The following is a 20,940-nucleotide window of genomic DNA, read 5'->3' as shown; positions in this document are numbered from 1 at the left end:
CGCCATGACCGCCCAGCAAATCGATGCCTCCGGACGCCTGCGCCACCTGCTGACCCTGGAGGGCCTGCCGCGCGGGACCCTGCTGCAGCTGCTTGACCGGGCAGGTCAGATCCGCGATGCCGCAGTCGGCCGCGTCGGCAACAAGCGCCACGTGCTGGCCGGTTCGGCGGTGTGCACGCTGTTCTTCGAGCCGTCCACGCGCACCCGCAGCTCATTCCAGCTGGCCGCGCAGCGCCTGGGCGCCGATGTGCTCAACTTCGATGCCTCGACCTCGTCCACCCGCAAGGGCGAAACCGCCTGCGATACGCTGCGCAACCTGGAAGCGATGGGCGTGCGCGGCTTCGTGGTGCGCCACCCGGAGGATGGCGCGGTAGCCGCACTGGCAGAAGCGGCGGGCGAGGGCACCGCACTGATCAACGCCGGTGACGGCCGCAGCGCGCACCCGACCCAGGGCCTGCTGGACATGCTGACCCTGCGCCAGGCCAAGGGCCCGGATTTCTCGAAGATGAAAGTGGTGATCGTCGGCGACGTGAAGCACTCGCGCGTGGCCCGCACCGACCTGCATGCGCTGCGCACGCTGGGCGTGGGTGAGATCCGCGTGTGCGGCCCGCAGTCGCTGCTGCCGGACGATGAGACCCTGAAGGGCTGCGTGGTCGGCGATGATTTCGACGCGATGCTGGAAGGCATCGACGCGCTGATGATGCTGCGCCTGCAGCGCGAGCGCATGGAAGAAGGCCTGGTGCCGTCGCTGGAGCAGTACCACGCCCAGTACGGCCTGACCCGCGAGCGCCTGGCGCGCGCCGGCAAGGATGCCGCGGTGCTGCACCCGGGCCCGATCAACCGCGGCGTGGAAGTGACCGACGACGTGGCCGACGGCCCGCAGTCGTGGGTGCTGCGCCAGGTCGCCAACGGCGTCGCCGTGCGCATGGCCGTGCTGGAAACCCTGCTGGGCTGACCACCCGCTCTGGTAGGTGTCAACCTTGGTTGACACACTTGCCGCGCGGCTTGTCCGCGCACCGCTCTGGTAGATGCCAACCTTGGTTGGCACTATCCATCCGCGCCCAAGTTGTCGAGCGGATCACACGAAGCCCCAAGCTCCCATTCGCACCATGCATGGGGATATTGCCCAAGCCGCGTCGCCAGTCCGGCCCTGATCGGATTTCCCATCAGGTACATCGCACGCCGGTGCAACGATTCGTCAGAGCGGATCGCATGATCGTGATAGCAGGCCTGCCAGAAGCGCCCGACTCGCCCCAGCAACCGGTTTGCCTGCTGGGCTGTGCGCGACTTGAAACGCTTCATGACGGTTTCCAGCGTTCCCGCACGTAGTTCGACCAGCCAGTGGATGTGGTCGGGCATGACCACGTACGCAATCGAGCGGGTGAAGCCTTCCTGATCCAGTCGCTGGAATTCGCGGACTGCCAAGGCGGCCGCTGCGGCGTTGGTGAAGAGCGGCGCGCGGTCATGGACGACGGCGGTGAGGATATAGCTGAGGCCGATGCTGGAGCGACGACCGAGCAGGAGACGTGTGTTCTGCATGGAGCAAGCATGGACGGGCCTGCTTCCAGTGAACATCGGGGAATGGGTTGGTTTCAGGTAGGCCAGTGCCAACCAAGGTTGGCAACTGCCAGGGCAGTCAATGCCAACCAAGGTTGGCAACTACTGAAGCTGCGGCTCAGCGCTTCTGCGCGAACAGCCATGCCCACATCGCCGGGTCGGCGTAGGTGGCGTCCCAGGCGTTGTGGTTGCCGTCCGGGTACTCGGTGTAGCGCACGTCGCGTGCAGCGGCGCTCCGGAATGCGGCGTGCAGTCTGCGATCGTCGTCCGGTGGCACTACATCATCCAGCGCACCGTGGAAGATCCAGATCGGCGTGCCTCTCAGGCGCTGGGCGATGGCCGCATACGGATCGGTTTCCTGGGCGACCTGCTCGACGAACAGGGTCGGGCGCACCGCGCGTGGCGCCAGCACCGCGCCGCACACGGGCACGATCGCGGCGAAGCGCCCGGGGTCATCCAGCGCGATGTTCCAGCTCCCATAGCCGCCCATCGACATCCCGGTCAGGTACTGCCGTGAGGGATCGGCACCGAACTCGGCGATGGTGGCGTCCAGGGCGGCCAGCGCAACGCGGTTGTTGCGCCCGCTCCATTCCTGGTGGCCCGGCACCTGGGGGAATACGGCCAATGCGGGGAAGTCGGCCGCGTGCCTGCGCAGGTGCGGCCCCAGCCCCGCATGGGTCTGCTTGACACCGTCGCCGCCACGCTCGCCGGAGCCGTGCAGGAACAGGATGACCGGGAGTCTGGTGGGAGCGGTGGCCTGAACGCCGGCCGGAATGAACACCTGGTAGTAGGCGGTCTCGCCGTCCACCTTCACTGCGCGGCCCTCGAAGCGGCCGCGCGCGCTGTCCGGCAGCGAAGTGCAACCGCTCATCATCAGAAAGGCCAGCAGCAGCAGCCAGCGCGACATCGATCGGACCATGGGATTTCCAGGGGCGGCAGGGTCAGCTGCATCCTAGCCCGCCGCAGGTCAACGCGGCATCGTGCGGCGCGTCACTCCGGTCGCGGGAAACTGGCAATGATGTCCAGCTGCTCCTGCGCTTCGGCATTGCCCTCGGCGGCGGCCGCCTGCACCTGCGCGATGTCCGGATGCAGCACCACCAGCAGCGGGTTCTCGCAGACCGGGCAGGCGTACTCGGTGGCGTCCTCGTCCAGCTCCATCTCCATGGCACGCGAGCTGCCCTTCCATTCGCAGGCCGGGCAGGTGTGCTGCTGGTCGCGCCAGCCGGGCTGGAAATAGTTTTCGATCGTTGTTGCCATGGGTGTTCCAGTTGGGATCGGACCCTGCAGGGTTCAGTGCAGCAGCACCAGCGTGGCAAGGCCGAGGAAGGTGAAGAAGCCCATCGAGTCGGTCACGGCGGTCAGGAAGATGCCGCTGGCCAGCGCCGGGTCGAAGCCGAAGCGTTTCAGGGTCAGTGGCACCAGCACGCCGGCCAGGGCGGCGAACAGCAGGTTGCAGGTCAGCGCGATGGCGATCACCGCCGACAGCCCGGGCGAGTGGAACCAGGCCAGCACGATCAGCCCCAGCACGGAACCCAGCATCACGCCGTTCAACAAGGCGACCCGCACCTCCTTCCACAGCAGCGTGCGCGCGTTGGACGCGCCTACCTGGCCCAGTGCCAGGCCGCGCACCATCAGCGCCAGCACCTGGGTACCGGCATTGCCGCCCAGGCCCGCCACGATCGGCATCAGCACGGCCAGCGCCACCAGCTTGTCGATGGTGCCTTCGAAGTGGCCGACCACGCTGGAGGCCAGGAAGGCGGTGCACAGGTTCACCGACAGCCACATCAAGCGCCGGCGCATGGCGCGCCAGACCGGGCTGAACAGGTCTTCGTCCTCGTCCAGGCCGGCGGCGCCCAGTGCCTGGTGCTCGGCCTGGCCACGGATGATGTCGACCACGTCATCGATGGTGATGCGGCCGATCAGGATGTTGTTGTCGTCCACCACCGGCGCGGAGATCCAGTCATGGTCGGAGAACTGGCGGGCGACCTCCTGGTCGCTCTCGCCGACGTCAATGGCCGGCTGCTCGTCGTCGATCAGGCGGTTGATCGGGGTGGTGTCCTCGTGGGTCACCAGTGCCGCCAGCGACACCCGGCCGAGGTACTGATGGCGCCGGCTGACCACGAACAGGTGATCGGTATGGTCCGGCAGTTCGCCGCGCAGGCGCAGGTAGCGCAGCACCACGTCGACATTGACGTCGGCGCGCACGGTCACCACGTCCGGGTTCATCAGGCGGCCGGCGCTGTCCTCGGGATAGGACAGCACCTGCTCCAGACGCTCGCGGTTCTCGCGGTCCATCGACTTGAGGACCTCGTCGATGACCGTATCGGGCAGGTCTTCGACCAGGTCGGCCAGGTCGTCGATGTCCAGGTCTTCGACCGCGGCGATGATCTCGTCCGGGTCCATGTCCGCGAGCAGGCTCTCGCGCACGTCTTCGCCGACGTGGACCAGCACCTCGCCGTCATCTTCCGGATCAACCAGGCCCCACACCACCTCGCGCTTGCCCGGCGGCAGCGATTCAAGCAGGTTGCCGATCTCGGCCGGGGCCAGGGTGTTGACCAGCCGACGTACCGGGCCCAGCCGGCCGCTGTCCAGTGCATCGGACAACATCCGCAGTTGGCGCGCAGTCTTGTCGTGGCGTACAGCTTCAGCCATCGCAGCTCCCGCGGGATAAGAAAAGCCGCGATCCCGGCAAGGATGCGGCAACAGGGGTGTTCAGCGCGTCATTATCGCAAGGGGATGTTTCAGCGCATAGCCGCCGGGTGGCGGTAGTGCCGGCCGCTGGCCGGCAACCTCTTGGCCTTCAACGAGACGGGGCCAGATCCCTTTTCCCGCGGAAAAGGGATCTGACCCCAGGCGTGCATGCCCGGCGAGCGGGTGGTGTCAGGGCGTATCGGCCACCAGCGCCAGCCAGCGTTCGATGGCGCGGCGGTCGCGCGCGGCCAGCAGCTTCGGGGCACGGGCGCGCAGCGCACCCAGATCGGCTTCGCGGATGGCACGGCGCACCTCCAGCAACGTACCGGGATGCAGGCTGAACTCGCTCAGGCCCAGCGCCAGCAGCAACGGGGTCATCCGCGCATCACCGGCCATCTCGCCGCAGACCGCCACCGGAATGCGGTGGCGTGCGCCGGTCTCGATCACCATCTGCAACAGCCGCAGCACCGCCGGGTGCAACGGTGAATACAACTCACCCAGCGCCTCGTTGTTGCGGTCGGCGGCCAGCAGGTACTGCACCAGGTCGTTGGTGCCGATCGACAGGAAATCGACCAGATCGATGAAACTCTCCAGCGCCAATGCCGCCGCCGGGACTTCGATCATCGCGCCCAGCGGCACGTGCTCGGACACCATATGGCCTTCGCTGCGCAGCTGTTCGCTCAGCTTGAGCATGCGCCGGCGCACCGCCAGCAGTTCCTCGCGGGTGCTGATCATCGGCACCAGCACGCGCAGCTTGCCGTAGGCCGAGGCGCGCAGGATCGCGCGCAGCTGGGTGTCGGCCACCTTGGGCCGTGCCAGCGACAGGCGCACGCCGCGCAGGCCCAGTGCCGGGTTCTCTTCGTTGCTCAGGGTCAGACCGGTACGATCGGCCTTGTCCGCACCCAGGTCGAGCGTGCGGATGGTCACCGGCCGGCCGCTCATGCCCAGTGCGGCATCACGGTAGGTCTGGAACTGTTCTTCTTCGTCCGGCAGCTCGTTGCGCTGCAGGAACAGGAATTCGGTGCGGTACAGGCCCAGCCCCTGCGCGCCCAGCGCATGCGCCTGGGTGACGTCCTCCAGCGATTCGGCATTGGCCAGGAGGGCAATGTCGACCTGGTCGCGGGTACGGCTGGGCTTGCTGCGCAGGCGGCCAAGCTCGCGCTGCTCGCGCGCGTGTTCCTTCAGGCGTGCGCGGTAGTCACGCAGGTTGTCGGCCAGCGGGTTGACGGTGATGCTGCCGTCGGCACCGTCGATGATCAGCACGTCGCCGTCGGCGACGCGGCTGAGCAGTTGCGGCACATTGACGATCAGGGGCAGGTGCAGGCTGCGCGCCAGGATCGCGCTGTGCGACAGCGCGCTGCCGGCGGCGGTGACGATGCCGACCACGCCCTGCGCCTGCAGCTGCGCCAGTTCGGATGGGGCGATGTTGTCGCAGACCAGGATCTCGCCGGCCAGGCCCTTCATCACCGGCGGGCGTTCGGGTTGCAGGAAGGCGTGGATGCGGCCGATCACATGGTCGAGATCGTCCATGCGGCTCTTCAGGTAGGCATCGTCCATGCCATCGAAGACCTTGGCCAGGCGGTCACGCTGCAGGCGCAGCGCGTAGCCGGCACTGTACGGGCCGCTGCGGATCAGTTCGTCCAGGCCATACAGCAGCTCGGGGTCGTCCAGCAGCAACGCGTGCAGGTCGAGGAACTCGCCCACTTCCTGGTTCAGTGCGCCATGCAGGCGCTGACGCAGTTCGTGCATTTCCGTACGCGCGGCATCCAGCGCACGGTGCAGGCGGGCCAGTTCGGCCTCGACCTGGTGGGCGGCCACGCGTTGCTCGGCCACTTCCAGTGCATGCGGCAGCCGCACGCGCGCCCGGCCCATCGCCGTTCCGCGCGCCGCGCCATGGCCGGCCAACAGCTGTACCGGCCGTTGGCCGGAAGGGAGCTGGCCGGCGCGTGCGCGTGGCACGCTCAGCTGTCCTCGTCGAAGCGGCGTTCGAACAGGCCGACCACCGCCTCCATCGCGGCGGCTTCATCTTCGCCGTTGATGCGCACGGTGACCGGAGTGCCCTGGCCGGCGGCCAGCAGCATCACGCCCATGATGCTCTTGGCGTTGATCTCACGGCCCTTGGCGGCCATGGTCACGTTGCAGCGGAACGGCGCCAGGGTCTGCACCAGCTTGGCGGTGGCCCGGGCATGCAGGCCCAGGCGGTTGCTGACGGTGAGTTCTCGTTCAAGCATCGTCGACTATCGCTCCATTACGGGTACCCGCCGCGGCTGTGGCGGGCAGTTGATCCAGTCCCTGTTCCGGATAATTCATCACCCGCAGCAACATCGGCAGGCTCAGCGCCGACACCCGGCGAACCGGGGTCCCCAGCCGGGCCAGCTGCCCTGCAAGGTTGGCGGGGCTGGCGCCGTACAGGTCGGTCAGGATCAGCACGCCCTCACCACTGTCGACCCGCCGCAGGGCGGCCGAGGCGAGCGGGAGCAGGGCGTCCATGTCTGCGTCGAACGGTACTTCGAAAGCTTCGGTTTTCAGCGGCAATTGCCGCAGGAGCCGGGTCGCCACGTCAAGCAGGGCGGTCCCGACCCCGGGATGTGTTACGAGGAGAATGCCACAGGTCATTACTGCACGTTAACAGGTCAAGGTGAATCGGCGATAGCAGCAGATGAGGGGCACTGTGTCCCGTATTCAGCGTTATCGGGGTCAGAGCCCTTTTCCCCTGGAAAAGGGATCCGACCCCATGCGTTTTTCGATGCCTGGCAGCGATTCATCCAGGCATGGTGTGGATCCATCGTGTCGACCAAGGTCGACACCTACCAACAGCGCACGGAATCTGTCAGAGGCGGGGCGGTGTGGGTAGGCAGGACCGTTGGCGCCATCGAGCCCCCATGGGTGAGGGCGCTTTGCTTGCGAAGCACTGCTTCGCAAGCGCCCGAACGCCCAGCCGCCAGCGGCTGGGCCGGACCCCGGAGGGGGGTTCACGGCGTGTCCTGCCTACCCACACCGCCCCGCCATCCCACGGAATGCCGCTTTTGCTGTTGCTGTTGCTGTTGCTGTTGCCGGTCAGCGGCCGGCACTACCGACGGGTGTCGGGCGCAGCCCGGCCGGCCACCCTCAATCCTGTTCGCGGTGGTACGTCGCCACGTCCTGCCAGCCCATCTCGCGGGCATGCCGGGCCATGCGCTCGGCCAGGAACACCGAGCGGTGCTTGCCGCCGGTGCAGCCGAACGCCACGGTCACGTAGCTGCGGGTGCCATCACCCAGTTTCGGCAGCCAGGTATCGAGGAAATCCATCAGCTGGGCCAGGTAGCGCTGCACGTCCGGTTGCGCTTCCAGGTAGTCGCGTACACCCGGTTCGCGGCCGCTGAGCGCACGCAGGTCCGGGTCCCAGTGTGGATTGGGCAGCACCCGCGCATCGAACACGAAGTCCGCCTCGGCGGGTACACCGCGCTTGTAGGCGAATGATTCGAACAGCAGCGACAGGCCGGTGGCATGGTCCATCGCGAACTCGGTGATGATCCGCCGCCGCAGTTGGTGCACGTTGAGGTTGCTGGTATCGATCACCGCATCGGCCTCGCGGCGCAATGGCGCGGTCAGCTCGCGCTCGCGGGCGATCGCCTCGGGCAATGACAGGCCCAGCTGGCTCAGCGGATGGCGGCGGCGGGTGTCGGCATAGCGCTTGAGCACCGTTTCGTCGCTGGCCTCGAAGAACAGCACCTTCACTTCCACGCCGGCGTCGGTGGCCAGCTGCCGCCAGTCGCCCAGCTGGCTCAGGTCGGCCTGGCCGCGCACGTCGATGCCCACCGCCAGCCGGCGCGGCGCGCTACCATCGTGGTTGGCCAGCAGGCTGCGCACGAAGTCCGGCAGCAGGTGGATCGGCAGGTTGTCCGAGCAGTAGTAGTCCTGATCCTCGAAGGTCTTCAGGGCGACGGATTTACCCGAGCCGGACAGGCCGCTGACGATGATCAGGGTCGGGGCGGAGGGGGTGGCGGTGCTCATGGACAGGCTCTTCGAGGGGCAGGGGAATCAGGGTGTTCGCCGTTCCAGCAGATTGCTGTGGCGGGCGATGAACATCGCTGCCGGATCAATGCCCTTGGTGCGCAGGATGTGCAGGCGGGTGGCGGCTTCGGTCAGCACGGCCAGGTTGCGGCCGGGCATCACCGGCAGGGTGATCAGCGGAACGTCGAGGTCCAGCACATGGCGGGTGCCCGAGTCGCCGGTCAGGCGCTCGTAGCCATGCGGGGTGGGTTCGGTCATCGGCTTGGTCAGGTGGACGATCAGCCGAAGGTACTTGTTCTTCTTTACAGCCGTGTCGCCGAACATCTCGCGCACATTCAGCACGCCCAGGCCGCGCACTTCCAGCAGGTCCTGCAGCAGTTCGGGGCAGGTGCCGTCGAGCACGTCCGGGGCGATCTGGGTGAATTCGGGCGCATCGTCGGCCACCAGGCGATGGCCGCGGCTTAGCAGCTCCAGCGCCAGCTCGCTCTTGCCCGACCCGGCCTCACCGGTGATCAGCACGCCGATGGAATAGATCTCCATGAACACGCCATGCAGGATCACCCGCGGCGCCAGCGTGCGCGCCAGGTGGTAGGACAGGTGGTTGAGCAGTTCGTGGCCGCGCTTGGGCGACAGCCACAGTGGTGTACCGGATTCATCGGCGGCCGCGCGCAGGTCTTCCGGGCACGCCTGGTTGCGGGTCAGCACCAGCGCCAGCGGATGCGACTGCATGATCTTCTCGATGGTCTCCCAACGCTGGCGGGGTTCCAGCGCGTCCAGCCAGGACAGTTCCTCGGTGCCCAGGATCTGCACCTTGTTGGGATAGATCGCATTGAGGTAGCCGGCCAGCGACGGACGCCGCGAGACCGTGTTGCCGGCCTCCAGCTCGCGTTTCTCACCGGATTTGCCAGCGGCCCAGCGCAGCCCCAGCCGCTCGCGCTGCTGTTCGAACAGTTCACGGGCGGTGATGCTGGTATTCATGCGGCACTCGCAGGTGGGGTCATGTCCAGCGCCTCGCGCAGCGCCCGGGCATCGCCGGCTTCGCGCAGGGCCTGGCGGATGTCCGGTGCGGAAAACAGCTCGGCCAGCTCGGACAGCAGCATCAGGTGCTGGTGGGTGTAGTGGGCGGGGACGGCCATCGCGAACACCAGGTCCACCGGTTCGTCGCCGCCGAAATCGACCGGGGTCGCCAGTCGCAGCAGGGCGCCACGGGGGCGGTCCAGGGTCGGCGCGCGGCCGTGGGGGATGGCGATGCCGTGGCCGATCGCGGTGCTGCCCAGGGCTTCGCGCTGGCACAGGTTCAGATAGATCTGTTCGGCGTTGGCCTGGCGGCAGGCCAGCAACCCGGCGGCGGCCTGCAGGACGCTGTCACGGTCGGTGGCCGTGCAGAGCTGGGTCTGCACGGCCGCCAGGAGGTCAGTCAGGGGCATGTCTGCGGGGAACGGTGGCGATCAGCCACCATTGTCGCCCACCGGCAGCGGTGCGTGCTGCTGTTTTTTCTCCTTGTGCTTGATGACCAGGCGGTCAAGCTTGTCCGCAAGCAGGTCGATCGCGGCATACATGGTCTGGCCGCCCGCCTCGGCGTGCAGGGTCTGCCCCGGAATGTTGAGGCTGGCGTCGACGTGGTGTTCGGTCTTCTGCAGCTTGAGGGTCACCCGCGCTTCGCAGTGCTGGTCGAAGTGTTTTCCGATCCGGGCCAGCTTCTCCTCTACATAGGACTGCAGGGCCGGGGTGACTTCGACGTCTTTGCCAAACGTTTCGATGCGCATCGGGTTTCTCCTGTGTTCGGATGTGCCAATGAACCTCTCCGCCGGGCGCGGCGGCGCGTCAAGCGATTCTGACCCTTTCGTGCGAGGCGGAAATGTTCATGGCTTCACGATACTTCGCCACGGTGCGTCGCGCTACTGGAATTCCCGACGATTTGAGCAGGTCAGCCAGCTTGGCGTCAGAAAGCGGCTTGCGCGGGTTCTCGTCGTCGATCAGGCGGCGGATCATCGCCTGGATGGCCGTGCTGGACGCCTCGCCACCGCCTTCGGTATCGATGCCCGAGGCGAAGAAGGCGCGCAGCGGCAGGGTGCCGCGCGGCGTGCGCACGTGCTTGCGGGCGATCGCGCGCGACACCGTGGATTCGTGCAGGCCCAGCTCGGCGGCGATCTCGCGCAGGGTCAGCGGGCGCAGCGCCTGCTCGCCGAATTCGAGGAAGCCGGCCTGTTGCAGGATCAGGCTGCGCACCACCCGCAGCAGGGTTTCGCCGCGCTGCTGCAGGCCCTTCAGCAGCCAGCGCGCCTCCTGCAGCTGGCCGCGCAGGTAGCCGGCGTCGGCCTCGCCACAGCGGCGGATCAGCTGTTCGTAGCCACGGTGGATCACCACCTTCGGCCCGGCATGGGCCGCCAGCGCTGCGCGCCAGATGCCGTTCTGCCGCCACACCACCACGTCGGGCACCACATAGGTGTCCTGCGACAGCGGCGCGATCTGCGTGCCCGGACGCGGGTCCAGCGAGCGCAGCAGCGCGACCGCCGTCTCGACCTCGTCCAGCGGCTGTTTCAGTTCATGCGCCAGCCCGGAGACGCCACTGCGCGGCAGCCGTTCCAGCGGGCCTGCGGCAATCTGTCGCGCCAGCGCCAGCCCCGGCGTGTCGGCAGGCAACACGTCCAGCTGCAGCTGCAGGCACTCGCCGAGCGTGCGCGCGGCAACGCCGACCGGGTCGAAACGCTGGATGCGATGCAGCACCGCGAGGATTTCATCCTCACCGGCATGGACCGCCGGCAGCAGGGTTTCGGCGATGGTGGCCAGCGGTTCGCGCAGGTAACCATCGTCGTCCAGCGCATCGATCAGTGCAGCGCCGATGCTGCGGTCATGCGTGGAAAGATGCGACAGGTGCAGCTGCCACAGCAGGTGGTCGGCCAGCGTTTCGGTTTCCGCCACGCGCTCGGCGGCACTGCCGGTGTCATCGTCATCGTCGAAGCTGCCACCACTGCCGGCGGCACTCCAGTCGAGTTCGGCCGGCGCCCAGTCGTCGCCGTTGTCGGTGCGTTCGGCGGGCGCGTCGGCATCGGTGCTGTCGCTGGCCTCATTGGCGGCACTGCTGTCGTTGCTGTCGGCCCAGTCCAGCAGCGGATTGCTCTCCACGGCCTGGGCGATTTCAAGCTCCAGCTCGGTCGTGGACATCTGCAGCAGCTTGATCGCCTGCTGCAGCTGGGGCGTGAGCACCAGCTGTTGTCCCAACGATGTCTGCAGCCGAGTCTTCATGCCTGTGCCGAACGGAAGGAAAGGGACCCGGCGCCTGCGGTCACAGCTTGAAGGAATCCCCAAGGTAGACGCGACGTACGTCGGCGTTGTCCAGGATCGCCTCCGGCGAGCCCTGGGCCAGCACGGTGCCCTCGGCGAGGATATACGCGCGGTCGCAGATTCCCAAGGTCTCGCGCACGTTGTGGTCGGTGATCAGCACGCCGATGCCACGCTGCTTGAGATGGGTGACGATGCGCTGGATTTCACCCACCGAGATCGGGTCGACACCGGCAAACGGTTCGTCGAGCAGGATCAGGCGCGGCTGCGCGGCAAGTGCGCGGGCGATCTCGCAGCGACGACGTTCGCCACCGGACAGGCTGGCGCCGAGCTGGTCGGCCACATGGCCCAGCTGCAGCTCGTCGAGCAGGCTGTTCAATTCGCGTTCGCGGCCGGCCGAATCCAGGTCTTCGCGAAGCTCCAGTACCAGGCGGAGGTTGTCGGCCACCGTCAGCTTGCGGAACACCGACGGCTCCTGCGGCAGGTAGCCCACGCCCTGCTTGGCACGGGTGTACATCGGATCGCTGGTGATGTCCTTGCCGTCGAGCACGATGCTGCCGGCATCGGCGGCGACCAGGCCGACGATCATGTAGAAGCAGGTGGTCTTGCCGGCACCGTTGGGGCCGAGCAGGCCCACCACTTCACCGGCGTCGAGGGTCAGCCCGAAGTCCTTGACGACTTCGCGCTGCTTGTAGCGCTTGCGCAGGCCCTTGGCGACGAGCATTACTTCTTGCTCCCGGCCGGCTTGGCCGACGTGCTGGCCGGCGCCGCCGCCTTGGGCGTGGCCGCCGGCTGTGCCGCCGCGTTCTTGTTCTTCGGCGGAATGACGGTGCGCACGCGGCTGCCATCGCCACCGGAATTCATTTCGCCGCTACGGGTGTTGTAGACCATGCGCTGGCCGGCATTGGTGCCGCGCGCGCTGGTGACCTTGTAGTTGCCGGTCAGGGTGATGATCTCGGTCTTGATGTCGTAGTCGATGCGATCAGCCACCGCGTCCATCCAGGTGCCATCGTCGAGCTGCTGCTTCATCGTGGCCTGCTTGCCGGTGAACACCGCACGCACGGCCTCGCCGTCCTTCAGGTAGATCTCGGCTTCGGACGAGCGGATGTCCAGCGAGCCCTGGGTGACGGTCACGCCCTGCGAGAGCACGGTCTTGCCATCGCCGGTGAGCACGCCCGACTGCGCGCCGGAGTCGATGTTCATGTTCTCGTTGCGGTCGGTGGACTTGGCAAAGGCAGCGCTGGGAACAAGGAGACCGAGCGCGAGTACGGCTGCAAAGGGAATCTTCATCGGGGTCCGTTCTACCGGTGGGGCCGCCCGGGAAACCGGGGGCGGATGGGTGGGCTGCCTGCCTTGCGCCTGTCCGGGGACGTCGCAGGAGGGCGGCGGAATCAGCGTCGGGGCGTGTAACGGCCCTTGGACTGGCTGAGGAAATGATACGTGTTGTTCTTCGAATCCACCTCGAAGCCAACGCCGGACTGTTCAATGCCGGGGCGGGTCATGGTGACCAGCGCATCGGTGCGGGCACGGTTCTCCTTCGGGAACACGTCCAGGTGGTCGGTGCGGAAGGTGGTCGGCACCACGCCCGGATCGGCCGGGCTGTCGCCGGCGACATTGCCGCGCAGCTTCATCTGGTCGCCCTTGGCGCTGAGCCAGCCCGTCTCGGCACGCAGGGTCCAGTGCTTGCCATCCTTGTCCGGCATCTCGAACAGCGGCGTGGCGATGTTGATGGTCTGGTCGCCACGCTGGCGCTCCAGCAACGGTGCGCGCAGGGTGGTCGATTCCTTGCCGTGCTCATCCAGGGCGACGACCTGGAAGTCGTGCAGGACGTAGTCCACGCCGACATCCTGACCGGCAGTGGCCGGACCCTTGTCGCGGTTGCGCAGGGCCGCCCAGCTGCTGAGCAGGGCCGCCAGCAGCAGGCCGATGCCGAGCAGGGTGCGCCAGTTCAGGCTCGGCAGGTTCATGCGCCGAACCTCGCCAGGACCGCGTCCACATGACCCTGCGCGGCCAGCAGGATGTCACACAGCTCACGGGCTGCACCACGTCCGCCGTCGGCGCGGGTCTGCCAATGCACGCGCTCGGCGATCCACGGGTGGGCGTTGGCCGGCGCCACCGCCAGGCCGACCGCGCCCAGCGGTGCCAGGTCCGGCAGGTCGTCGCCCATGAAGGCCACCTGCTCCAGACCGATGCCGTGCTGCGCACACAGCGCCTGCACGCTGGCCAGCTTGTCGCCCACGGCGATCTGGGTATCGATGCCGAGGTCGGCGCCGCGCCTGAGCGCGGACTGGCTGTTGCGCGCGGTGATCAGCACGGGGTGGATGCCGTGCTGCTGCAGCAGTTTCAGGCCCAGGCCATCCTGCACGAAGTACGCCTTGCTCTCGTTGCCGTCCTTGTCGTAGTACAGCCGACCGTCGGTGAGGGTGCCGTCCACGTCGAAGCAGGCCAGGCGGACGCGGGCCGCGGCGGCATGCAGGTGGGCGGGGAAGGCGGGCAGGGGGGACCAGGGCATCAGGGTGGCAGGCTCGGTGGATTCGGGTTGGGACGGTACAGACTGAATGGGGTCTACGGACTGTCGGTTAAACCACCCGGGCCCGCAACAGGTCATGAATGTTCAGGGCACCGACCGCCCGGCCCTGGTCGTCAACCACGATCAGGCCCGTGATCTTGTGGGTCTCCATCAGCCGGGCAGCCTCCACCGCCAGCTGGTCGGCGCCGATGGTACGTGGGTTGCGGGTCATCACATCGGCGATCTTCGCGGTGCGCACGTCCAGCGCGCTGTCCAGCGCCCGGCGCAGGTCACCGTCGGTGAACAGGCCGATCAGCACACCGTCGGCATCGACCACGGCGGTCATGCCCAGCCGCTTGCGGCTCATTTCGACCAGCGCCTCGCTGAGGCTGGCGTCGGCCCCCACGCTGGGCAGGTCCTCCCCGGTGTGCATGACGTCGGTGATATGCAGCAGCAGGCGGCGGCCGAGGCTGCCGGCCGGGTGCGAGCGGGCGAAATCGTCGGCGGTGAAGCCGCGTGCGTCGAGCAGGGCCACGGCCAGCGCATCGCCCATCGCCAGCGAGGCGGTGGTGCTGGAGGTCGGCGCCAGCGCCAGCGGGCAGGCCTCGGCCGGCACGCTGACGTCCAGGTGGATATCGGCGGCGGTGGCCAGGCTGGACTGCGGGCGGCCGGTCATGGAGATCAGCACGTTGCCCTGGCGCTTGAGCACCGGCAGCAGCATCAGCACTTCGTCCGATTCGCCCGAATAGGACAGGGCCAGCACCACGTCGGCCTCGGTGATCATGCCCAGGTCACCATGGCCGGCTTCGCCCGGATGCACGTAGAACGCGGGAGTGCCGGTGGAGGCCAGCGTAGCGGCGATCTTGCGGGCGATGTGCCCGGACTTGCCCATGCCGGTGGCGACCACCCGGCCGCGGCTGGCCAGGATCGCCTGGCAAGCCTGCTGGAAGGCCTCGCCGAGGCGGTCGGCCACGGCATCCAGCGCCTGCCGCTCGATCTCGAAGACGCGGCGGCCGCTGGCGACCAGGCCGGCAGGGTCGACGGAACGGGGGGGCAACAGGGATTCGGCCATGCGGACGCCACGCAGCGGAAGTAGAATGGAGGCACATTTTATTAGGAAAGCCCGTTGGACGCCGACACCATCCGCAACCTGATCGAAACCGGCCTGCCCGGCGCCCGCGCCGACGTGCAGGGCGACGATGGCGTGCATTTCGAAGCGACCGTGGTCTGCGAGGCCTTTGCCGGCAAGATGCCGCTGGCCCGCCACCGGATGGTCTATGCCACCCTGGGCGACCTGATGGGCGGCGCGATCCACGCGCTGGCGCTGAAAACCGTGACCCCGGCCGAAGCCGGCTGAACCGCAGAAGATCCCGAATACATGGCCAAGATCGTTGTGACCGGCGGCGCTGCGCTGCACGGTGAAGTGAGCATCTCCGGCGCCAAGAACGCCGTCCTCCCCATTCTCTGCGCGACCCTGCTGGCCGATGCGCCGGTGGAGATCACCAACGTGCCGCACCTGCACGATGTGGTCACCACGGTGAAGCTGCTGGGTGAACTGGGTGCCAAGGTCACCATCGACCAGGGCACGCTGTCGCGCGGCAGTGCGATCGTGGTCGACCCGCGTCCGGTCAACCAGCATGTCGCCCCGTACGAGCTGGTCAAGACCATGCGCGCCTCGATCCTGGTGCTGGGCCCGCTGCTGGCCCGCTTCGGCGCGGCGGAAGTGTCGCTGCCCGGCGGCTGCGCGATCGGCTCGCGTCCGGTCGACCAGCACATCAAGGGCCTGCAGGCGCTGGGCGCCGAGATCGTGGTCGAGAACGGCTTCATCAAGGCCACGGCCAAGCGCCTGAAGGGCGGCCATTTCACCTTCGACATGGTCAGCGTTACCGGCACCGAGAACGTGCTGATGGGCGCGGTGCTGGCCGAAGGCACCACCATCCTCGACAACTGTGCGATGGAACCGGAAGTGACCGATCTGGCGCATTGCCTGATCGCGCTGGGCGCGAAGATCGAAGGCCTGGGCACTGCCCGCCTGGTCATCGAAGGCGTCGAGCGCCTGTCCGGCGGCCGCCATGAAGTGCTGCCCGACCGCATCGAGACCGGCACCTTCCTGGTGGCTGCGGCGATGACCGGCGGCAAGGTCACGGTCAACCGTGCGCGCCCGAACACCATGGACGCGGTGCTGTCCAAGCTGGTCGAAGCCGGTGCGAAGATCGAGACCACCGACGACACCATCACCCTGGACATGCAGGGCAAGCGGCCGAAGGCGGTCAACCTGACCACCGCACCGTACCCGGCGTTCCCGACCGACATGCAGGCGCAGTTCATGGCGCTCAACTGCGTGGCCGACGGCGTCGGCGTGATCAACGAAACGATCTTCGAAAACCGTTTCATGCACGTCAACGAGTTGCTGCGCCTGGGCGCGGACATCCAGGTCGAAGGCCACACCGCCATCGTGCGGGGCAGCGAGCACCTGAGTGGCGCACCGGTGATGGCCACCGACCTGCGTGCCTCGGCCTCGCTGATCCTGGCCGGCCTGATGGCCAGCGGCGAGACCACCATCGACCGCATCTACCACCTTGACCGTGGCTACGAGAACATCGAAGAGAAGCTGTCTTCGCTCGGTGCCACCATCCGGCGCGTGCCATGATCCTGCGCGGCAAGTTCAGCCCGCGTCGCAAGGCGCTGCTGGCGCTGGTGCTGATCGTGCTGGCGTGGCTGGGCTACGCCTGGTACGCCAACATCGCCATCACCCAGGGCATCGAGCAGAAGGACATGGACTGGAATGGCGATGGCACGGTCTCGCGCGACGAGATCATCGAGTCGTTCTATGCGGTTGCGGTGAATGACAGCCAGGACGGCAACCGCCATTGCCGCACCTTCGTCTGGCGCAGCACCGGCGAGCAGATCCGCGTGGACTGCCGTACCGAGTTCAAGCCGGCGGCGGCCGAAGAAAAGAAGTAAGAAAAACGCCCGCGAAAGCGGGCGTTTTCTTTTCGCGGGGCCTGGGGTCGGAGCCCATCCCCGAGGGAATGGGATCCGACCCCGGCACTCAGTTCATCGCCTTGATGGTCAGGTCCAGGGCATCGCGGTCGTTCTCCCGCTGCAGCATGCGCGCCGGCACCGGGAACTCCGGCACGATCCAGGCGATCAGCTCCTTGTTGCCGTCGGCACGCGAGACCTTGGTCGCTTCGTAGCTCTTGCCGCCCACGGTGATCGACTCCTTGCCGATCACGCGGTAGGTCATGTTCTTGATGCGGCCTTCGTCGACCATGCGATAGGTCAGCGGCTTGCCGGCGGCGAGGTCACGGGCGATCGCCAGGTTGATCAGCAGCGCGTCCATGTCACCGGATTTCAGTGCGATAGGTCCAGCGCGGTCCGGCTTGATGTCGCCGGTCCAGGTGGCCTGGTTGCTGGTCCAGTTGTAGTTGGCCTGCACGTTGCGCTTCTTCACCAGCAGCGCCGAACGGTCCTGGCTGCTGAGCGGGCGCAGCTGGCCGCGCACTTCTTCGAACACGGTGCTCTGGCTCAGGTCGGCCAGCTGGTTCTTCACCTGCAGCGTGTAGCGCCACTTGTTGGCACCCTCGCTGCTCAGCGTCATGCTGCCATTGGCCTGCATGCCCATGTAGCTGGCCAGGTAATCGGCCTTGAACGGCTGCAGGGCCATGGCCGGCAGGCTGGCCACCGACAGCGCGGCTGCAGCGATCCAGGTGAGGGGGCGGGTCAGGGTGCTCATGCTCAGACTCCTTGGTATTCGATCAGGCGCAGATCGACGCGGTCTTCGCCGTCTTCGCGTTGCAGGATGCGCACCGGGGTGGGGACACCGTTGGCGATCCAGAGGATGGTTTCGTTGTTGCCGCCGTTGGTCCGGTAGACCCGCAGCGCGTTGTAGGACAGGTCGCCGACCTCGACGTTCTCGGTCTGCGGCGCGGCCTGGTAGTCGTGCTGGCGGACCTTGCCCATGTCCACGTAGCGGTAGTGCATGGTGGCACCCGGACGGGCATCCCGCATGATCGCCAGGTTGATCAGCAGGGCGCTCTGGTCGCCCGGCTGCAGCGGAATCGGCTGCGCACGCTTCTTCTCGACGTCGCCGGTCCACTGCGCGGTACCGGCCTGCCAGTTGTACGTGCCGACCGCCTTCTTGCCCAGGAACAGGCCCTTGCGCACCGTGCTCTGGCTCAGCGGTGCATAGGCGCCGGCGCGCTCCTCGAACACCGTGCTCTGCTCGATGTTCAGGCCCAGCACGCTGGCAAAGCCGCGGCGGCCGACCACCTGCATGTCGACCCGCCACTGGTTGCCGCCGGTATGGGTGACCTGCATGCTGGCGTCGCCGGCCTCCTTGCCTTTGTAGAAGGCCTGGTAGGTGGCGCTGAACGGCTGCAGCGGCGGCGGTTCCCACGCCAAGGCCGGCAGGGCCGGGGCCGCCGCTTCGGCCGGCGGTTGCACCGCTGGCACCGGCGCCGGAGCCGGCGAGGCAGGCGCCTGCGCCTGGCCCCAACCCACGCCGGGGAGCACGACAAGCGACAGCAGCAGCGAAGTGGACAGCAGGGTCGTGGTCTTCATGGAAGAGAGGAGCCGCAGGAGGTGGGCAGGATGCCAGCCCCGCAGTCAGCGGGGCGTGTGCGTGGGCGTTACCGGTTCAGGTTCCCGGCGGAATCTAGGGCCAGCGGGCTAAACAGGGGGTGACCGTCCAGTTGCGGCTGGCCCTCCCGTTCAGTCAGGCGGCCGGCGCACAGCAGCTGCAGCGTGGCGATCAGCAGGGGATGCTCCACCGCCAGCACACGCGCGGCCAGCGTGTCGGCGTCATCGCCGGGCAGCACCGGTACCCGCACCTGGGCCAGCACGGCGCCGGCGTCCAGCTCGGGTACGACCAGGTGCACGCTGGCACCGTGCTCGGCATCGCCTGCATCCAGTGCCCGCGCATGCGTGTCCAGCCCCTTGTGCAGCGGCAGCAGTGACGGGTGGATGTTGACCAGGCGGCCATTGAAGCGCTGCACGAAGGCGGCGCCGAGTATGCGCATGTAGCCGGCGCAGACGATCCAGTCCGGTGCGACCGCGGCCAGTGCGTCGCCCAGTGCCTGCTCGTAGGCGGCGCGGTCGTCGAATTCCTTCGGCGCATGCGCCCAGCGCAGGTTGGCGCTGACCCGCTGCAGCGCGGCGGCGGCCGGGCGGTCGGAAAATACGCCGACGACCTCGGCGCGCAGGCGTCCCGCAGCGATGGCATCGAGGATGGCCTGCAGGTTGCTGCCGCGGCCGGAGGCAAGCACGGCAATGCGGGTGGGCGCGGTCATTGCGGGGTACTCCGGCGGATCAGCGGCCAGGTCAGCAGGCTGCCCACGGTGGCCATCAGCATGTCGGCATGGGCGTCCCACATGTCGCCCTGCTGCCCGTTGTAGGCCTCGGCGGCGTCCGGCGACAGGGCGAGCGCGATGGCCCATTCGAACCACTCGTAGACCAGGCTGGCGCACATCACCGTCATCACCACCAGGGCGAAGGCCTGGCCGCGGCGCAGCGCCGGCCAGGCGTGACGTGCCAGCTGCAGCAGTGCCGGCGTGAAACAGACGCCGAACAGGAAGTGGATGAGGCGGTCGAAATGATTGCGCTGCCAGCCGAACGCCGCATTCGGCGACCAGCCGATCAGCGCCTGCGTCCACGCGTCGTAGGGAACGTTCGAGTACAGCCAGCGGGCGGCCACACAGTGCAGCGCGATGAAGCCGCAGATCGCGATGAAGGCACCGTTGCCCAGCCAGCCACCCCGGCGGTCGACCCACAGCAGGGCGCCCAGGCCGATCACGGTCAGCGTGCTGTGCAGCGCCTGCTCGGTGGGCCACAGCGGCTGGATCCAGCTGACCGCGAATACCGCCAGCACGGCAGCGAAGGCCAGCTTCTTGGGGCGCGAGACACGGAAGGCGCTGGGCGAAGCGGTCGTGGGGAGGGCAGGCGCGGACATGGGAAGTCGATCAGGAAAGGGCGGGGCGTCTACCGGCAAGTTCAGACGCGGAGATGGTCGCCGCGGTCGAACAGGGCGGCCATGTCAGGCTTGGACAGGAACACCCAGGCATAGGCGGTCAGGGCCATGCCCAGCGGGCCGGCCAGCACCGCCAGCCAGGCCGCGCGCTGGCACCAGGCCAGCCCGGTGCGGCGCGACAGCAGGCGCGCGGTGTGCAGCTGCACGAAGCCCAGCGCGGCAGCCAGCGCTGAAACGACGCCGTACACGGTGGCCAGTACCGCGCCATCGTCCAGCCCGCGCGAGCTGGCAACCAGGCCGATGAAACCGAGGAAGGCCAGCGCGGCTATCCAGTGGAAAACCGCCAGCGCGTAGAACAGCACCTTCAGCGTCTGCAGGTGGCTGCCCAGCTGAAGGTGCGCCAGGGTCTGCTGCGGCAGCGGCGGCGGTGCGCCCGGGCTCGTCATGCCGCCGTGCCCGCTGTGTCGAACGCGGCCTTGACCTGCGGACGCAGCAGCGTGATCAGGCTGAGTACTCCCAGCACGGTACCGATCGGCGTGAACAGACAGGCCAGCCCGGCCACGATCAGGCACAGCAGGTAGCGGCGGCGGCGGGCCAGGCAACGGCCGGCGTAGGCCACGAACGCGCCCAGGGTGACGCCACCGAACACGATGACACAGCCGATCACGACGAACATCCAGCCGAACACGCGCTGTTCGGCCGGCGACGAGGGCTGGCCGCCGGAGTTCATCGGCAGGTTGCCGGTGAGCGCGGTGACGCCGAGCACGATGTGGACGATGAAGATCAGCGAGAACAGCGCGATCAGGCCGCCGACCACGTAGTGCGCGATTGACAGCATGCGCAGGTGGTCGGCGTCCTGGGGGCTGAACGCCGGTACCGCCGTCGTTGGCGGCGGCACGGGGGTAGGGGGCAGCGGGGGCATTGCGTCCATGCGGGCTCC

27 protein-coding genes are annotated in these 20,940 nt (G+C 67.8%); 4 read left to right on the top strand and 23 right to left on the bottom strand.

Translation table 11 applies throughout. The annotated features are described in order from the left end of the window. Positions 1 to 4: 4 nt before the first annotated feature. Entirely contained in the window at positions 5 to 955 is a 951-nt protein-coding gene (locus AC5P56_RS17290; RefSeq protein ID WP_134808572.1) for an aspartate carbamoyltransferase catalytic subunit, read from the top strand. A 92-nt stretch (positions 956 to 1,047) separates the two neighbouring features. On the opposite strand, the gene AC5P56_RS17285 is transcribed toward AC5P56_RS17290, so the two are convergent. The 17 genes from AC5P56_RS17285 to AC5P56_RS17205 form a co-directional block, all read right to left on the bottom strand. Continuing rightward, positions 1,048 to 1,539: an REP-associated tyrosine transposase gene (locus tag AC5P56_RS17285; protein ID WP_014646227.1), complete on the bottom strand. Its 492-nt coding sequence runs from the start codon at positions 1,537 to 1,539 to the stop codon at positions 1,048 to 1,050. Between the two features lie 136 nt (positions 1,540 to 1,675). Next, positions 1,676 to 2,476 carry a carboxylesterase family protein gene (locus AC5P56_RS17280; RefSeq protein WP_262094732.1) on the bottom strand — a complete coding sequence of 267 codons (801 nt, stop codon included), beginning with the start codon at positions 2,474 to 2,476 and terminating at the stop codon, positions 1,676 to 1,678. Positions 2,477 to 2,547: 71 nt separating this feature from the next. Continuing rightward, positions 2,548 to 2,814: a hypothetical protein gene (locus AC5P56_RS17275; RefSeq protein ID WP_032958486.1), complete on the bottom strand. Its 267-nt coding sequence runs from the start codon at positions 2,812 to 2,814 to the stop codon at positions 2,548 to 2,550. A 33-nt stretch (positions 2,815 to 2,847) separates the two neighbouring features. Beyond that, on the bottom strand, positions 2,848 to 4,209 hold the full coding sequence (gene mgtE / locus AC5P56_RS17270) for a magnesium transporter (protein ID WP_008266103.1): 1,362 nt from the start codon (positions 4,207 to 4,209) through the stop codon (positions 2,848 to 2,850). A 228-nt stretch (positions 4,210 to 4,437) separates the two neighbouring features. Continuing rightward, positions 4,438 to 6,207 (bottom strand): phosphoenolpyruvate--protein phosphotransferase, encoded by a 1,770-nt coding sequence (gene ptsP, locus AC5P56_RS17265; RefSeq protein ID WP_288494983.1) that lies wholly within the window; start codon positions 6,205 to 6,207, stop codon positions 4,438 to 4,440. Between the two features lie 2 nt (positions 6,208 to 6,209). Further along, positions 6,210 to 6,479 (bottom strand): HPr family phosphocarrier protein, encoded by a 270-nt coding sequence (locus AC5P56_RS17260; protein WP_005408385.1) that lies wholly within the window; start codon positions 6,477 to 6,479, stop codon positions 6,210 to 6,212. Continuing rightward, positions 6,472 to 6,864 (bottom strand): PTS sugar transporter subunit IIA, encoded by a 393-nt coding sequence (locus tag AC5P56_RS17255; RefSeq protein WP_032958481.1) that lies wholly within the window; start codon positions 6,862 to 6,864, stop codon positions 6,472 to 6,474. The genes AC5P56_RS17260 and AC5P56_RS17255 overlap by 8 nt, the downstream gene beginning before the upstream one ends. Positions 6,865 to 7,356: 492 nt before the next feature. Beyond that, positions 7,357 to 8,241: an RNase adapter RapZ gene (rapZ, locus tag AC5P56_RS17250; RefSeq protein WP_014646231.1), complete on the bottom strand. Its 885-nt coding sequence runs from the start codon at positions 8,239 to 8,241 to the stop codon at positions 7,357 to 7,359. 27 nt (positions 8,242 to 8,268) lie between these two features. Then, a complete protein-coding gene (gene hprK / locus AC5P56_RS17245; RefSeq protein ID WP_005408388.1) occupies positions 8,269 to 9,219 on the bottom strand; it encodes an HPr(Ser) kinase/phosphatase in 951 nt (316 codons plus the stop codon). Continuing rightward, the gene (locus tag AC5P56_RS17240) at positions 9,216 to 9,668 is read right to left on the bottom strand and encodes a PTS sugar transporter subunit IIA (RefSeq protein ID WP_032130191.1); all 453 of its coding nucleotides are present in this window, start codon (positions 9,666 to 9,668) and stop codon (positions 9,216 to 9,218) included. Before AC5P56_RS17240 ends, hprK begins: the two co-directional genes overlap by 4 nt. A 21-nt stretch (positions 9,669 to 9,689) precedes the next feature. Next, positions 9,690 to 10,007 (bottom strand): ribosome hibernation-promoting factor, HPF/YfiA family, encoded by a 318-nt coding sequence (hpf, locus tag AC5P56_RS17235; protein WP_005415556.1) that lies wholly within the window; start codon positions 10,005 to 10,007, stop codon positions 9,690 to 9,692. A 58-nt stretch (positions 10,008 to 10,065) separates the two neighbouring features. After that, positions 10,066 to 11,487 (bottom strand): RNA polymerase factor sigma-54, encoded by a 1,422-nt coding sequence (locus AC5P56_RS17230; RefSeq protein WP_014646233.1) that lies wholly within the window; start codon positions 11,485 to 11,487, stop codon positions 10,066 to 10,068. A gap of 40 nt (positions 11,488 to 11,527) precedes the next feature. Then, on the bottom strand, positions 11,528 to 12,247 hold the full coding sequence (lptB, locus tag AC5P56_RS17225; protein ID WP_005415558.1) for an LPS export ABC transporter ATP-binding protein: 720 nt from the start codon (positions 12,245 to 12,247) through the stop codon (positions 11,528 to 11,530). Next, positions 12,247 to 12,813, bottom strand: coding sequence for a lipopolysaccharide transport periplasmic protein LptA (lptA, locus tag AC5P56_RS17220; protein ID WP_032959333.1), 567 nt, complete (start codon positions 12,811 to 12,813; stop codon positions 12,247 to 12,249). Before lptA ends, lptB begins: the two co-directional genes overlap by 1 nt. Before the next feature lie 101 nt (positions 12,814 to 12,914). Next, positions 12,915 to 13,490, bottom strand: coding sequence for an LPS export ABC transporter periplasmic protein LptC (lptC, locus tag AC5P56_RS17215; protein ID WP_262093209.1), 576 nt, complete (start codon positions 13,488 to 13,490; stop codon positions 12,915 to 12,917). Continuing rightward, positions 13,487 to 14,035, bottom strand: coding sequence for a KdsC family phosphatase (locus tag AC5P56_RS17210; RefSeq protein ID WP_014036245.1), 549 nt, complete (start codon positions 14,033 to 14,035; stop codon positions 13,487 to 13,489). Before AC5P56_RS17210 ends, lptC begins: the two co-directional genes overlap by 4 nt. A 67-nt stretch (positions 14,036 to 14,102) precedes the next feature. Beyond that, positions 14,103 to 15,104 carry a KpsF/GutQ family sugar-phosphate isomerase gene (locus AC5P56_RS17205; RefSeq protein WP_014646236.1) on the bottom strand — a complete coding sequence of 334 codons (1,002 nt, stop codon included), beginning with the start codon at positions 15,102 to 15,104 and terminating at the stop codon, positions 14,103 to 14,105. A 54-nt stretch (positions 15,105 to 15,158) separates the two neighbouring features. Here AC5P56_RS17205 and AC5P56_RS17200 point away from each other — a divergent pair, with 54 nt between their 5' ends. The 3 genes from AC5P56_RS17200 to AC5P56_RS17190 are packed head-to-tail and all read left to right on the top strand — an operon-like array spanning position 15,159 to position 16,996. Next, complete coding sequence (locus AC5P56_RS17200; RefSeq protein ID WP_005408396.1) at positions 15,159 to 15,389, top strand: BolA family protein; 231 nt, start codon at positions 15,159 to 15,161, stop codon at positions 15,387 to 15,389. Between the two features lie 21 nt (positions 15,390 to 15,410). Beyond that, the gene (gene murA, locus AC5P56_RS17195) at positions 15,411 to 16,682 is read left to right on the top strand and encodes a UDP-N-acetylglucosamine 1-carboxyvinyltransferase (protein ID WP_014646237.1); all 1,272 of its coding nucleotides are present in this window, start codon (positions 15,411 to 15,413) and stop codon (positions 16,680 to 16,682) included. Next, positions 16,679 to 16,996: a hypothetical protein gene (locus AC5P56_RS17190; protein WP_032957609.1), complete on the top strand. Its 318-nt coding sequence runs from the start codon at positions 16,679 to 16,681 to the stop codon at positions 16,994 to 16,996. The genes murA and AC5P56_RS17190 overlap by 4 nt, the downstream gene beginning before the upstream one ends. Positions 16,997 to 17,084: 88 nt before the next feature. Here the strand turns inward: AC5P56_RS17190 and AC5P56_RS17185 are convergent, their stop codons facing one another. From AC5P56_RS17185 to AC5P56_RS17160, 6 genes are all read right to left on the bottom strand, one after another. Then, positions 17,085 to 17,768 carry a DUF3108 domain-containing protein gene (locus tag AC5P56_RS17185; protein ID WP_014036249.1) on the bottom strand — a complete coding sequence of 228 codons (684 nt, stop codon included), beginning with the start codon at positions 17,766 to 17,768 and terminating at the stop codon, positions 17,085 to 17,087. A gap of 2 nt (positions 17,769 to 17,770) precedes the next feature. Continuing rightward, a complete protein-coding gene (locus tag AC5P56_RS17180) occupies positions 17,771 to 18,595 on the bottom strand; it encodes a DUF3108 domain-containing protein (RefSeq protein ID WP_046429311.1) in 825 nt (274 codons plus the stop codon). 68 nt (positions 18,596 to 18,663) lie between these two features. Then, positions 18,664 to 19,323 carry a phosphoribosylglycinamide formyltransferase gene (gene purN, locus AC5P56_RS17175; RefSeq protein WP_049441056.1) on the bottom strand — a complete coding sequence of 220 codons (660 nt, stop codon included), beginning with the start codon at positions 19,321 to 19,323 and terminating at the stop codon, positions 18,664 to 18,666. Continuing rightward, the gene (locus tag AC5P56_RS17170) at positions 19,320 to 19,982 is read right to left on the bottom strand and encodes a DUF2238 domain-containing protein (protein ID WP_288494993.1); all 663 of its coding nucleotides are present in this window, start codon (positions 19,980 to 19,982) and stop codon (positions 19,320 to 19,322) included. The genes purN and AC5P56_RS17170 overlap by 4 nt, the downstream gene beginning before the upstream one ends. Before the next feature lie 41 nt (positions 19,983 to 20,023). Further along, positions 20,024 to 20,446 carry a hypothetical protein gene (locus AC5P56_RS17165; protein WP_134808579.1) on the bottom strand — a complete coding sequence of 141 codons (423 nt, stop codon included), beginning with the start codon at positions 20,444 to 20,446 and terminating at the stop codon, positions 20,024 to 20,026. Next, positions 20,443 to 20,931 carry a hypothetical protein gene (locus AC5P56_RS17160; protein ID WP_032957615.1) on the bottom strand — a complete coding sequence of 163 codons (489 nt, stop codon included), beginning with the start codon at positions 20,929 to 20,931 and terminating at the stop codon, positions 20,443 to 20,445. The genes AC5P56_RS17165 and AC5P56_RS17160 overlap by 4 nt, the downstream gene beginning before the upstream one ends. Positions 20,932 to 20,940 lie beyond the last annotated feature (9 nt).

Source organism: Stenotrophomonas sp. YJH_SMC_131 (assembly GCF_059367975.1).
Note: the sequence above shows the minus strand (reverse complement) of the source record. Positions and strands in the feature narration are given on the sequence as shown.